Origin of the sequence: Nocardioides pini (assembly GCF_026712185.1) — a bacterium.
GTDB classification, from domain to species: Bacteria; Actinomycetota; Actinomycetes; order Propionibacteriales; family Nocardioidaceae; genus Nocardioides; species Nocardioides pini.
The window spans coordinates 78,236-90,782 of the sequence record NZ_JAPPUX010000003.1; the positions used below are offsets into that span (position 1 = coordinate 78,236).

13 protein-coding genes are annotated in these 12,547 nt (G+C 72.7%); 9 read left to right on the forward strand and 4 right to left on the reverse strand.

All coding sequences use genetic code 11. The annotated features are described in order from the left end of the window. Positions 1-24: 24 nt before the first annotated feature. The 5 genes from rfbA to NYO98_RS10090 all read left to right on the forward strand — a co-directional run bounded on the left by rfbA (position 25) and on the right by NYO98_RS10090 (position 4,163). Positions 25-891 carry a glucose-1-phosphate thymidylyltransferase RfbA gene (gene rfbA / locus NYO98_RS10070; RefSeq protein WP_268111527.1) on the forward strand — a complete coding sequence of 289 codons (867 nt, stop codon included), beginning with the start codon at positions 25-27 and terminating at the stop codon, positions 889-891. An 86-nt stretch (positions 892-977) separates the two neighbouring features. Beyond that, positions 978-1,556, forward strand: a complete 579-nt coding sequence (locus NYO98_RS10075; RefSeq protein WP_268111528.1) for a hypothetical protein — start codon at positions 978-980, stop codon at positions 1,554-1,556. Next, positions 1,553-1,864 carry a hypothetical protein gene (locus NYO98_RS10080; protein WP_268111529.1) on the forward strand — a complete coding sequence of 104 codons (312 nt, stop codon included), beginning with the start codon at positions 1,553-1,555 and terminating at the stop codon, positions 1,862-1,864. Before NYO98_RS10075 ends, NYO98_RS10080 begins: the two co-directional genes overlap by 4 nt. Continuing rightward, complete coding sequence (locus tag NYO98_RS10085; protein WP_268111530.1) at positions 1,861-3,636, forward strand: alpha/beta hydrolase; 1,776 nt, start codon at positions 1,861-1,863, stop codon at positions 3,634-3,636. Before NYO98_RS10080 ends, NYO98_RS10085 begins: the two co-directional genes overlap by 4 nt. Positions 3,637-3,647: 11 nt before the next feature. Next, positions 3,648-4,163: a hypothetical protein gene (locus NYO98_RS10090; protein WP_268111531.1), complete on the forward strand. Its 516-nt coding sequence runs from the start codon at positions 3,648-3,650 to the stop codon at positions 4,161-4,163. A gap of 11 nt (positions 4,164-4,174) precedes the next feature. Here NYO98_RS10090 and NYO98_RS10095 read toward each other — a convergent pair whose 3' ends face one another. Further along, positions 4,175-5,107 (reverse strand): GDP-mannose 4,6-dehydratase, encoded by a 933-nt coding sequence (locus tag NYO98_RS10095; RefSeq protein WP_268111532.1) that lies wholly within the window; start codon positions 5,105-5,107, stop codon positions 4,175-4,177. Beyond that, the gene (locus tag NYO98_RS10100) at positions 5,104-6,084 is read right to left on the reverse strand and encodes a GDP-mannose 4,6-dehydratase (protein ID WP_268111533.1); all 981 of its coding nucleotides are present in this window, start codon (positions 6,082-6,084) and stop codon (positions 5,104-5,106) included. Before NYO98_RS10100 ends, NYO98_RS10095 begins: the two co-directional genes overlap by 4 nt. 42 nt (positions 6,085-6,126) lie before the next feature. Here NYO98_RS10100 and galE point away from each other — a divergent pair, with 42 nt between their 5' ends. The 3 genes from galE (at position 6,127) to NYO98_RS10115 (ending at position 8,891) form a co-directional block, all read left to right on the forward strand. After that, positions 6,127-7,140, forward strand: coding sequence for a UDP-glucose 4-epimerase GalE (gene galE / locus NYO98_RS10105; protein WP_268111534.1), 1,014 nt, complete (start codon positions 6,127-6,129; stop codon positions 7,138-7,140). Next, positions 7,140-7,886, forward strand: coding sequence for an N-acetylmuramoyl-L-alanine amidase (locus tag NYO98_RS10110; protein ID WP_268111535.1), 747 nt, complete (start codon positions 7,140-7,142; stop codon positions 7,884-7,886). The genes galE and NYO98_RS10110 overlap by 1 nt, the downstream gene beginning before the upstream one ends. Positions 7,887-8,030: 144 nt before the next feature. Then, positions 8,031-8,891: a PDDEXK family nuclease gene (locus tag NYO98_RS10115; RefSeq protein WP_268111536.1), complete on the forward strand. Its 861-nt coding sequence runs from the start codon at positions 8,031-8,033 to the stop codon at positions 8,889-8,891. 46 nt (positions 8,892-8,937) lie between these two features. On the opposite strand, the gene NYO98_RS10120 is transcribed toward NYO98_RS10115, so the two are convergent. After that, positions 8,938-9,840 carry a dihydropteroate synthase gene (locus tag NYO98_RS10120; RefSeq protein ID WP_268111537.1) on the reverse strand — a complete coding sequence of 301 codons (903 nt, stop codon included), beginning with the start codon at positions 9,838-9,840 and terminating at the stop codon, positions 8,938-8,940. Between the two features lie 31 nt (positions 9,841-9,871). On the opposite strand from NYO98_RS10120, the gene NYO98_RS10125 reads away from it, so the two are divergent. Then, positions 9,872-10,576, forward strand: a complete 705-nt coding sequence (locus NYO98_RS10125; protein ID WP_268111538.1) for a dihydrofolate reductase family protein — start codon at positions 9,872-9,874, stop codon at positions 10,574-10,576. On the opposite strand, the gene NYO98_RS10130 is transcribed toward NYO98_RS10125, so the two are convergent. Next, positions 10,549-12,465, reverse strand: coding sequence for a pectate lyase family protein (locus tag NYO98_RS10130; protein WP_268111539.1), 1,917 nt, complete (start codon positions 12,463-12,465; stop codon positions 10,549-10,551). The two genes, NYO98_RS10125 and NYO98_RS10130, sit on opposite strands and share 28 nt — an antisense overlap. Positions 12,466-12,547: the final 82 nt, after the last annotated feature.

Below are 12,547 nucleotides of genomic sequence, written 5' to 3' on the forward strand. Positions count from 1 at the left end.
GCGGACGCCCCCTAGGGTTCACCCATGCGCGGAATCATCCTGGCCGGGGGCACCGGCTCGCGACTGCACCCGATCACCCAGGGAATCAGCAAGCAGCTGGTGCCCGTCTACGACAAGCCGATGATCTACTACCCGCTCTCCACGCTGATGCTGGCGGGCATCCGGGACGTGCTGATCATCACCACGCCCCACGAGGCCGACGGCTTCCACCGGCTGCTCGGCGACGGCTCGCAGTTCGGCATCAACCTGTCGTTCGCGGTGCAGCCCTCGCCGGACGGTCTGGCGCAGGCCTTCATCATCGGCGCCGACCACATCGGCTCCGAGCGGTCCGCGCTCGTCCTCGGCGACAACATCTTCTACGGCTCGGGCCTCGGCCAGCAGCTGCTGCGCTTCGCCGAGCTCGACGGCGCCGCGGTCTTCGGCTACCACGTCGCCGACCCGCGCGCGTACGGCGTCGTGGAGTTCGACGACAACGGCCGGGCCCTCTCGCTGGAGGAGAAGCCGGAGAACCCGAAGAGCGACTTCGCGGTGCCGGGGCTCTACTTCTACGACAACGACGTGGTGCAGTACGCCGCCGAGCTGGCGCCGTCGGCCCGCGGCGAGCTCGAGATCACCGACCTCAACCGGCGCTACCTCGAGGAGGGCCGCCTCCACGTCGAGGTGCTGCCGCGCGGCACCGCCTGGCTCGACACCGGCACCTTCGACTCGCTCAACGACGCCTCCAACTTCGTGCGCACCATCGAGGGCCGGCAGGGCTTCAAGGTCGGCGCGCCGGAGGAGGTCGCGTGGCGGATGGGCTTCCTGTCCGACGACGAGCTCGTCGCGCGCGCCGAGCCGCTGCGCAAGAGCGGCTACGGCGAGTACCTCCTGGGTCTGCTCAAGCACGGCTGACGCGTTTGGGGGCGTTCGTGGCGGGGGAGGGTCAGGGGTAGCGGACCGGACGGCGGCCGCACCCCGCCCAGCGCGAAGGAGGCCCCGTGCCTGACCCGACCTCGCTCGACCTCGTCTCGGGTGCGCCCGCGGCCCGACAGGTGCTGCAGGACCCGTTCTGGGCGACCGTGCTGCGCCGCCACGACGACGTCGACCTCGTGGTGCTCCCGCAGGAGCCGCCCGACCGCACAGAGGTCCCGGCGGACGAGCCGACGCTCGACCCCGACGCGGCGCGCGAGGAGCTGCGGGCGCGGATGGCTGCGCTCTGGGCCGCCCTCGGCCTCGATGCCGAGCCCACCCACCTCGACGACGTCTGGTTCGCCGGCGCCGCGCCCGGCACCCTGCGCTGGCAGGGCACCGCGACCTTCGACGGCCTCGACCCGGTCGTCGCCTCCGGCACCCTCCAGCGCGCCCAGGGGCTCCTCGACGAGGCCGACGGGTGGCACGTTCTGGCCCCGCCCGACGGCGTACCGCGCGTGCTCGCCGGGCGCCCGGCGCGGGTCGGCCGCGAGGACGTGCAGGTCCTGGCGCCCGCTCCCGGCCGGGTGGTGCTGCGGATCCGCTCCGCGCTCGTCGTGGTCGGCGAGGCCGCCGTGTCCGAGGCGATCGCCGGGGGTGAGCGATGAGCGACCCGCTGGTCTGGCAGATGGAGACCCTTCGCCGCGGCACCCAGGGGTGGGAGTCGCAGGAGACGCTGATGGACACCTCGGCCCGCGAGCTCGGGGCCGCGTCGGCCTCGGCCCTGCCGCCGAGCGTGCAAGGGGCGGCGACGACGTTCCTGACGCGCTGGGCCGGCTGGGCCGGGGAGAGCGCCGCGATCGCGCAGGGCTTCGTGGGCGCCCTGCACGCGACCGCCGACGACTACTCGACCACCGACGACGCCACCGACCGGCAGTTCAGCGACCTCGACGGACGACTGGGGTCGGCCCGGTGACCGTCACGATCGAGGTGCCGACCTCCGTCCCGGCGCAGCTCAGGAAGCCCGAGGGCGACGCCGGCGGGGCCGACGGGCTCGCCACGACCATCTACGCCGCGGCCGGCCGCTACGAGGAGTTCGCCGACCGGTGCGCGGAACTGCAGACCCTCGGCAGCTGGACCGGCGTCGCCTACGCCTCCTACAAGGAGGCGTCCGGGAAGGCGTCCACCGAGCACGCGGCGATGGCGACGACCGTACGCCGCGTCGCGCGCGGGGTGACCGCCTTCGCCGACACCCTGCGCGACCTGCTGCGCGACCACGAGGACCTCGTCGAGCGCAAGCGTGGGCTCGACGAGCGGCGCACCGCCCTCATCGCCGACATCAACGCCGCCACCGACGTCACCGACAACGAGATCGCCGCCTTCCGTGAGCGAGCGGTCGACCTGCGGGCCGACTACTCCGAGCTCGTCACCGCCGACGACGACCTCCAGCGGCGCGTCCGCGACAACGAGACGCTGCTGCGGCAGGTCTTCCAGGCCGCCGACACGCTGCCCGAGTCGCTCGGCGCCGACGGCGGCATCCCGCCGATGGCGGAGTCGGCGATGAACCGCCCCGGGGCGCCCGGCAGCGGCGCGACGCCCGAGGAGGTGCAGCAGTGGTGGGAGGGCCTCAGCGAGGCCGAGCGCGAGGCGGTGATCGCGGCCTACCCCGAGCGCGTCGGCCAGGGTGACGGCCTCCCGGCCGGGGCCCGCGACCAGGCCAACCGGGTGCTGCTCGACGACGACCTCGCGCGGCTCGCCGCCAAGGACGAGGACGGCACGATCTCCCCGCTCGAGCGCCGCGTGCTCGCCAACGCCGGGCATGCGCGCGACGCGCTCGCCAACGCCGACGCCTACACCGACCCGCTCGACCCCGACCTGAAGCCCGGCGGCGTGCTGTGGCTCTACGACCCCGCCGCCTACGACGGTGACGGCCGCGTCGCCGTCGCGGTGGGCGACCTCGACCACGCGACCGACGTCGCGGTCTTCACGCCGGGCATCAACACCGACATGTCCGACACCACCTCCTACACCGACCGGATGATGAACCTCTACGAGTCGACGCGCTACAACGGCGACGGCTCGAGCGTGGCCACCATGTTCTGGCTCGGCTACGACGCGCCGCACGGACCGACCGACCTCGCGACCCTCAGCGAGGGGCGTGCCGAGGAGGGTGGCCGCAACCTCGCCGACGCCATCGACGGGCTGCGTGCCTCCCGGCCCGACGACCCCGCCCACCTCACCGCCGTCGGCCACAGCTACGGCTCCACCACGACGTCGTACGCCACCCACGGGGACACGTCCGACGTCGACGAGGTGGTCCTCATCGGCAGCCCCGGCGCGGGCCCGGCCGACCACGCCAGTGACCTCGGGCCCGGCGCCGACCACGTCTACGTCGGTCGCGACAGCCGCGACTTCGTGGCCGTGCTGGGCGACGAGGGATGGGTGGGGAAGCTCGGCGTCGGGCTGGGCACCGACCCGTCGTCGGAGGACTTCGACGCCAACCGGTTCGAGGCCGAGGACGTCGACCGCAGCTGGCACCGCAACACCGGCGACGCGCACAGCTCCTACCTCGACCAGGACACCGAGTCGCTCTACAACATCGGCCGCATCGTCGACGGCCACGGTGACGACATCAACACCGCGGAGCAGAGCTATGACCCGTGGTGGGGCCCGCCGCAGGACCCCGAGTGGGACCGCGACCCGACCGCCGACCAGCCCGGCCGTTCCGACACGAGCCCCGACCGGTGAGGATGGGGCGCATGAGACTCCTCCCGCTCCGCCTGCTGCTGGCCCTCGCGCTCGCCGTGGGGCTGGGGTCGTGCGGCGACCCCGACCCCGAGCAGGCAGCCGACGACCTGGCGTCGATGAAGCAGGCGGTCAACGCCGAGCTCCGCGACATGGCCGCTGCGATCACCGGCACCGGCCTCGCCGTCGAGCGCGCGCAGGGGAGGGTCGAGAGCGAGGGCATGTCGACCTACCGCGCCGAGGACTACAAGGCGTCCGCGGTCGTCGTCGGCGAGGGCGCCGAGGGGGACCAGGTCGAGCAGGCCGCGGCCGCGCTGGAGGAGGCCGGGTGGACGCGCACCTCCGACGGTCTCGACGCCTCCGAGCCGTGGGCGCAGCTCGAGCGCGACGACTTCCGCACCACCATCGGCTGGACCAAGGTCGGCGAGCGCGAGCTGGTGCTCACCCTCGACCAGGAGGGCGAGGTCGAGGTGCCGAAGGACTCCGAGCCGGTCGAGCGCGACAACTCCGAGGACATCCCGCTGGACTGAACGGTCGTCCTTCAGCCCAGGTCGGCGGCGACCATGCGCCGCACGATCTCGGCGAAGCCGACCGTGGGCGCCCACCCCAGCTCCTCGCGCGCGCGGCTCGCGTCGCCGACCAGCTCGGCCGGGTCGGCGGGGCGGAAGAACGCGGCGTCCTGGCGCACGAGGTGCTCCCAGTCGCCGATGCCGGCGGCCGCGAAGGCGGCGGCCACGAAGTCGCGCACGGAGTGGGCCGTGCCGGTGGCGATGACGTAGTCGCCCGGCTCGTCCGCTCGGGCGGCGCGCACCATCGCGTCGACGTAGTCGGGGGCCCACCCCCAGTCGCGGCGGACGTCGACGTTGCCGAGGACCAGCTCGTCGGCCTCGCCCCGCGCGATCGCGGCGACCGTCGAGGTGATCTTGCGGGTCACGAAGCGCGGGTGGCGGCGCGGCGACTCGTGGTTGTAGAGGATCGCGCTCGACACGTGCAGGTCGCGCTGCCGGAACACGCGGGCGGACAGGTGCGCGAAGGCCTTCGCGGCGCCGTACGGGTTGACCGGCGCGATCGGCGTGCCCTCGTCCTGGGGAGAGCCGGCGGCGTCGCCGAAGATCTCCGCGCTCGACGCCTGCACGAGTCGTACGCCGTCGACCCGGCGCGCCGACTCCATCAGCGCGACGGCGGCCAGGCCGTTGACGTGGGCGGTGCGGTCGGGCTCGTCCCACGACTGCGCGACCGAGCTGATCGCGGCGAGGTTGTAGACCTCGCGCGGCGCGATCTCGCGCAGCAGCCGCCGGGTGGCGTCGACGTCGCCGAGGTCACCGGTGTGGAGGACGACCTCGTCGGGGCAGTGGGCCGGGTGCCCGTCGGCCTCGAGGACCAGCGCGTGCACCTCCATGCCGTCGGCGACGAGCCGCTCGGCGAGGTAGGTGCCGTCCTGCCCGCCGATCCCGGTGATGAACGCCGCCGTCACCAGCCCGCCTCGGCGGCGGCGATGTCGGCGTCCACCATCATCGCGACGAGCTCGGGGAAGGTGACCGTGGGCGTCCAGCCGAGCCGCTCGCGGGCCTTGCTCGCGTCGCCGATGAGCATCTCGACCTCCGCCGGTCGCATGAAGCGCGGGTCCTGCGTGACGTGCTTGCTCCAGTCGTCGATGCCCACGTGGGCGAAGGCGACGTCGAGGAAGTCGCGGATCGACCAGGTCTGCCCGGTGGCGATGACGTAGTCGTCGGCCTCGTCCTGCTGCAGCATCCGCCACATCGCCTCGACGTAGTCGCCGGCGTAGCCCCAGTCGCGACGCGCGTCGAGGTTGCCGAGGGCCACCGAGTCCTGCCGGCCAAGGTGGATCCGGGCGACCGCCTGGCTGATCTTGCGGGTCACGAACTCGGGCCCGCGGCGCGGCGACTCGTGGTTGAAGAGGATGCCCGAGGAGGCGTGCATGCCGTAGGACTCGCGATAGTTGATCGTCATGTGGTGGCCGAAGACCTTGCTGACGCCGTAGGGCGAGCGGGGCCACAGCAGGGTGCGCTCGGTCTGCGGCACCTCCTGCACCTTGCCGAACATCTCCGAGCTCGAGGCCTGGTAGAACCGGATGGCGGACGGGTCGTCGCCGGCGTGGAGGCGTACGGCCTCCAGCACGTTGAGCACGCCCATGCCCGTGACGTCGCTGGTCACGAAGGCGTTCTCCCAGGAGTAGGCCACGAACGAAATCGCGCCGAGGTTGTAGACCTCGTCGGGCTGCGAGTCGCGCATCGCCCGCATCAGGCTGGACAGGTCGGTGAGGTCGCCCGTGTGCAGCCGGACGTCGGGGACGAGGTCCTCGACGAGCGCGCGGCGGGGGTTGTTCTGGCCGCGGAGCAGGCCGTGGACGTCGTACCCCTTCTCCAGCAGGAGCTCGGCGAGGTAGAGCCCGTCCTGCCCCGTGATCCCGGTGATGAGCGCGCTGGGCATGCGCGGCATTGTGTCAGCACGACCTCTCGTAGGGTGGGGCGCATGAAGATCCTCGTCAGCGGCGGCGCCGGTTACATCGGCTCGCACACCGTCGTCCAGCTCGTCGCCGCCGGCTACGACGTCGTCATCGTCGACAACTTCAGCAACTCGCACCCGACGGTGACGGGGCGGCTCGAGGCGCTGACCGGGACCCGGATCACCGTCCACTCGTTCGACCTGACCGACCACGACAAGACCGAGCACCTCTTCGCGACCGAGCACTTCGACGGGGTGATCCACTTCGCGGGCTACAAGGCCGTCGGCGAGAGCGTCGAGAAGCCGCTGGAGTACTACGAGAACAACCTCGTCTCCACCTTCTCGCTGGTCCGGGCGATGCAGCGCTACGACGTCGACAAGCTGGTCTTCTCCTCCAGCGCGACGGTCTACGGCGAGGACCAGGCCGCCGCGACCGAGGACCGTACGACCTACGCCACCAACCCCTACGGCTGGACCAAGGTGATGCAGGAGCAGATCCTGCGCGACGTCGCGGTCGCCCGGCCCGAGATGCGGTTCGCGCTGCTGCGCTACTTCAACCCGGTCGGCGCGCACCCCTCCGGCACGATCGGCGAGGACCCGTCGGGGATCCCCAACAACCTGGTGCCCTACATCGCCCAGGTGGCGGTCGGGAAGCGCGAGAAGCTGATGGTCTTCGGCGACGACTACGACACGGTCGACGGCACCGGCGTGCGCGACTACATCCACGTCGAGGACCTCGCCGCCGGCCACATCGCCGCGCTGAAGGCGCTCGCCGACACCGACGAGCCGGTCCACACCTGGAACCTCGGCTCCGGCCACGGCACGAGCGTGCTCGAGATGGTGAAGGCGTTCGAGAAGGCCGTCGGCCGCGAGATCCCCTACGAGATCGTGGCCCGCCGCCCGGGTGACGTCGCCGTCTCCTACGCCGACCCGTCCAAGGCCAACCGCGAGCTCGGCTGGAGCACCCGGAAGACCGTCGATGACATGGCCGCCGACACCTGGCGCTGGCAGTCGCAGAACCCCCGGGGCTTCGCCGGCTGATGCTCCGGCGGGCCGTGGTCGTCCTGCTGCTGGGCTGCCTGCTGCCCGCGCAGCCGCCGGCCTCGGCCGCTCCCGACAAGCCCCTCGCCGGGCGCGTGGTCGTCCTCGACCCGGGGCACCAGCTCGGCAACCACAACTTCCCCCGCCGCATCGACCGGCCGGTCCCGGCCGGCGGCTTCACCAAGCCCTGCAACACCACCGGGACCGCCACCGACGGGGGCTACCCGGAGGCGACCTTCGCCTGGCAGGTGTCGCGCCTGGTCGCGGCCCGGCTGCGCGAGCTCGGTGCGACGGTGCGGCTCACGCGGCACAGCAACCGTCAGGACCGCTGGGGCCCGTGCGTCGACGTGCGCGGCCGCACAGGCAACAGGATCGACGCCGACCTCAAGCTCTCCATCCACGCCGACGGGTCGTACGCCGCCGGCGCGCGCGGCTTCCACGTCATCGCCCCACCCGACCGCGCGCCGTGGACCGCCGACATCCACCGGCCGTCGATGCGGCTGGCGACCTCGGTGAAGGCCGGCCTGCTGGCCCAGCGCTTCGGCGTCGCGACCTACACCGCGGGCGGCGACGGGATCGACGTACGCCCCGACCTCGGCACCCTCAACCTCTCCGACGCCCCCACCGTGATGGTCGAGCTCGGCAACATGCGCAGCGCAGCCGAGGCACGCGTGATGACCTCACCCTCCGGTCGCGCCCGCTACGCCCGCGGCCTGGTGTCCGGGGTGCGCCGCTACCTCGACTGAGCACCATGCAGGCAGTTCGCGCGTCGGTCCGGCCGGCTGAGCGTGGGACCCGGGAAGCGCCACCCGAACTGCCTGCACGGTGCCTGTGGATGACCGGAGCGGCCGAAGGCTGACCTGTACCAGTGTCGGGGGATGGATCCGGTGGTGGCACTCAGGGAGCTCGGCGGCGTCGGCACGTTGCGCGAGCTGCTGGCGTACACCACCCGGTCGCAGCTCACCGCCGCGCTGGTCGCCGGACTGGTCCACAAGCCGCGTCACAACAGGTACTGCCTCGTCGACCTCGCCGATTCGCTGCGCGCGGTGGCGCGGACCGGGGGCACCGCGTCCCACCTGAGCGCGGCTCAGCAGTTCGGGTGGAAGCTCAAGCACGACCCGGTGCGCCCCTGCATCACCCTGCCCCGGAGTGCCCGCAAGCCCGCCGGGGCCTACGAGCTGCACTGGGCCGATCTGTCCGAGCGCGAGCTGCGCCGCAACGTCACCTCGCGCACGCGCACGGTCATCGACTGTGCCCGGGCGTACGACTTCGACGTCGCGCTCTGCGTGGCCGACTCGGCCGTGCGGGAGGGCATCGTCGACCGCGACGACCTCCTGATCGCTGCTGCGCGCAGCCCGCGCACCGGCCGCGCCAAGGCACAGCGGGTGGCCGAGGCAGCTGACGCGCGGCGGGCGAACCCGTTCGAGACCTGCCTGCACGTCATCGCGATGTCGGTGGCCGGGATGGAGGTGACCCCGCAGGGCCACGTGCCGGGGGTGGGGTACGTCGACCTGCTCGAGCGGCGCCTCGGAATCGTGCTGGAGGCCGAGTCGCTGGAGCACCACTGGACCAAAGCCGGCCTGCAGCGAGACGTCGACCGCTACACGAAGGCCGCTCGGCTCGGCCTGGTGGTCCTGAGGTTCACCTGGACCGACGTCATGTTCCGGCCCGACGACGTGCGCGCGGCCATCGAGGACGTCGTCCGGTGGCGCACCAGGCAGGCAGTTGGGTGCCACGGCCTCGTCGCGTGAGCGTGCGACACCAGAGCAGCAGCGCGAACTGCCTTCGTGGTGCTCGTCAGCGGACGTCGAGCTCGGCCATCGCGCGGAGGACGACGCGGAGGTGGGCGACCTCGTGGATCCTCAGCAGGTGGGAGCCACCGAGGGCGGCGAGGACGCCGTAGAAGCCCTCGGCCTTGCGGAACTCGTCACCGAAGATGTCGTAGGTGTGGGGCAGCACGTTGCACACGGGGACGCCGAGGGGGCGCAGCTGGAAGGTCTGCGCGAGCACCCGGGCCTGGTGGCGGGCGCGGGTCATCGGGTCGACGAGGTTGCCGTAGTAGAAGCCCATGCCGGGGTCGACGACGACCTTGTGGACGCCGAGGGAGCGGGCGTGCTCCAGCCGGGGCCCGAAGTGGTCGAGCAGCACCGGCATCGGGTCGGCGTCGGGCGGCACGTCGGCGATCTCGCGGACGTTGGCGGTGGTGCCGAAGCACAGGACGACAGCGGCGTCGTACTCGGCGGCCAGCGCGAGCATGACGTCCTCGTGCTGGCGTCCGGTCATGTTGAGCACGCGCGCGCCCGCGTCGAGGCAGGCGCGGACGACCTCCGGCTCGTAGGTCTCCACCGACACGACGGCCTCGGCCGCCAGCTCCTTCACGGCCGGCACGAGGGTCGCGATCTGGTCGGCGGCGGACACGCGCGCCGCGCGGGCATTGCTCGACTCGGCGCCGAGGTCGATGAGCGCCGCACCCTGCGCCGCCTGGATACGACCCATGCGGACGGCGTCGGCGGGGCCCGTGGCCACGCTCTCGCGGTAGGTCGAGTCGCGCGAGAGGTTGATGCAGCCCATGAGGGTCACCGCACCGTCGCCGATCGTCACCGGCCCGCGCGGTCCGTCGAGGACGACGGGGGCGACGGGGCTGTCCCACGACGCGCCGTGCTCGGCGTGCAGGGCAGCCAGATCCGCAAGGGTGATCACGCCTTCCAGCGTAGGCGGCAGGATGAAGGTCGTGAGCGAACCCCTCGACCTGCAGCGCCTGGCCGACCTGTCCGACGACGACCTCTCGGCGGCGTACACGCCCGAGCGCGAGCCGTGGCTGCGGGTGAACTTCGTGAGCACCGTGGACGGCGCGGCGACCGGGTCGGACGGGCTCAGCGGCACGATCAACGACGATGCTGACAAGCGGGTCTTCGACACCCTGCGCCGGCGGGCGCACTGCCTGGTGGTGGGGGCGGGCACGATCCGCGAGGAGGAGTACGACGTCCCGCGGGTGCCGATCGTCGTGGTCAGCCGGTCCGCCGACATCCCGCCGACGCTGGCCGAGGCGCCGCCCGGGCGCGTGCTGATGGCGACCGTGGCGACGTCCGACGGCCTGGCCGACGCCCGCGAGGCGCTGGGGGAGGACCACGTGCTCGTCCTCGGCGAGGAGGAGATCGACCTCGTCGCCCTCAAGGCCGCGCTGGCCGAGCGCGGCTGGACCGAGCAGCTGTGCGAGGGCGGGCCGTCGCTGTTCGCCGACATGCTCGCGGCGGGCGTCGTCGACGAGCTGTGCTGGACGGTCGTGCCGCGGCTGACGGGCGGCGACGCCGTCCGCATCGCCACGGGCGCCGAGGTCGACGTGGCGCTGCGTCCCGCCCTGCTGCTGGAGCAGGACGGGACGCTGCTGGGGCGCTGGCTGGTGGAGGCTCAGGGAGCCGGGTGGTCCACCACGTAGCTCGGCACCCCCGGCGCCGAGCTGTCCACCCGCGCGCCGACGTCGTTGACGACGTGCTCGATGCTGCCCGCCTCGAGGTTGACCGTCATCACGTGGTGCAGGCGCACCCCGGCACGCTCGGGCACCTCGAAGCCGCTCTCGGTCGTGATGGAGGGGTCGTTGCGGTTGAACACGTAGACCCCGCCGCCGAACAGCTGGTGGCGCCGCACGTCGTCGGAGACCTTGTAGCCCGACCACCCGAGCGTCCCGTCGGGGCGGGTCCAGTCGGCCTGGCTCGGCGGGTCGTAGGGCAGCTCGTTCTGGTAGAGCACGACGTGGCCGTCCTCGCCGTTCCAGACGGTGTTGAACTCCTGGAAGTGCTCGACGAACAGGCCGGTCGCGAAGACGCGGTCGCCGTTGACGACGGCGCCGACGCGGCCGGTGTTGGTGCGCCAGCGGTCGGTGTCGCCCGCGACGCCCGCGGTGAACCCCTCGACGCCGTGGTCGGCGCGCCACACCCAGGTGTGGTCGATGAGCACGTCGTCGGCGTCGACCTGGAGCGCGACGTCGGTGCGACCCACGTGGGGGCCGCCGACGCGGAAGTAGACGTCGTTGAGGGTGGTGGTGGGCACGGAGCCCTTCCGGGGCCGGTGGTCGCCGGAGCGGCCGGGACGGCCCTCGAGGTGCATGAGCGTGTCGGACAGCCCGGTGCCCGCGTCGACGGTCACGCCGGCGATGACGACGTCGGTGGCCTGCTTGGCGACGACGACCGGCGTCGCCCCGCCGACCGCGGTCAGCGTCGCCTGGCCGAGCCCGAGGACCACGGTGCCGCTGCGGCGTACGACGAGGCTGCGGTCGACGTCGTACACGCCGGGCGTGAGCAGGAGGTTCTTGCCGCGGTCGAGCGCCTTCGCCATCTCGCGCGCCGGCTGGTCCGGGGTGGCGACGTGGAACGACGACAGCGCGAGGTCGGTGCCGCCGGCGTCACCGGAGGTCCAGTCGGGACCGCGCGACCCGGTGCGCACGTCCGGCACGCGCACCTGCCACGCGCCGTCGGGTCCGATGTGCAGGAACGGCTTCTCGCGGCTCAGCGGCGTGGTGTCGAGGGTGGTGTAGGGCGGGTTCGGGAAGCCCGACTCGGAGGGCGCGCCGACGGTGCCGGCGAAGACCTGGTTCCACACGCCGTTGGTCCAGCTGCCGACCTCGGAGTTGCGGGTGATCCACTGCTGCTGCGACCCGTTGATGATCGTCCCGGCCCGCGAGTCGGCGAGGTAGCCGCCGCTGGCGTACTGCGGGCCCGCGGTGCAGTAGTCCATCAGCGACAGGTTGCCGCCGCGGACGTCGACGCGGCGCAGCGACGAGGCCTGGGAGACGGCCCAGAAGTTGGCCGACGAGCGGCAGCCGTCCTGCCCGGCGCCGTTGACCTGGATCGTGAGGTTCGACATCGAGCGCCAGAAGTTGTTGAGGGCCACGCAGTAGGGCTGCGTCGGGCCGTCGGTCAGGCAGCGGTTGTAGACCTCGACCTTGCCGTTGATCACCGTGTCGGACGGTGACGCGCCGAGCCCGGCGACCTCGGTGTAGTAGCCCACCTTGATCTGCAGCGGCTCGGCGTCGGTGCCGTAGGTGCCGGGCTCGAACAGGAGGCTCCAGCGCTCGGACGACATCTCGGCGTCGACCTGCTGCGCCCAGATGGCGTCGGCGCGCGCGCGGATCTCCGCGACGGGCATCGAGGGGTCGAAGACCACGACGCGTGGGCCGAGGTCGGGTGCGGCCGCCCCCGGTGGTGCCGGCGGCGGGCTGGCCGCGGTGCCGGGCGCGAGGGCGAGCGGCGTCAGGCCGGCGAGGGCGAGGACGAGGGCGACGAGGGCCGCGCGCAGCGGCGTACGACGGTGTGACGGGCGTGGGGGCATGGGGGGACCTTCCCGGGGGTGTGGGAGCGCTTCCACACCACTGTGCCCCAGAAGCGTGACGACCGCCACACCCCGGGAGGGT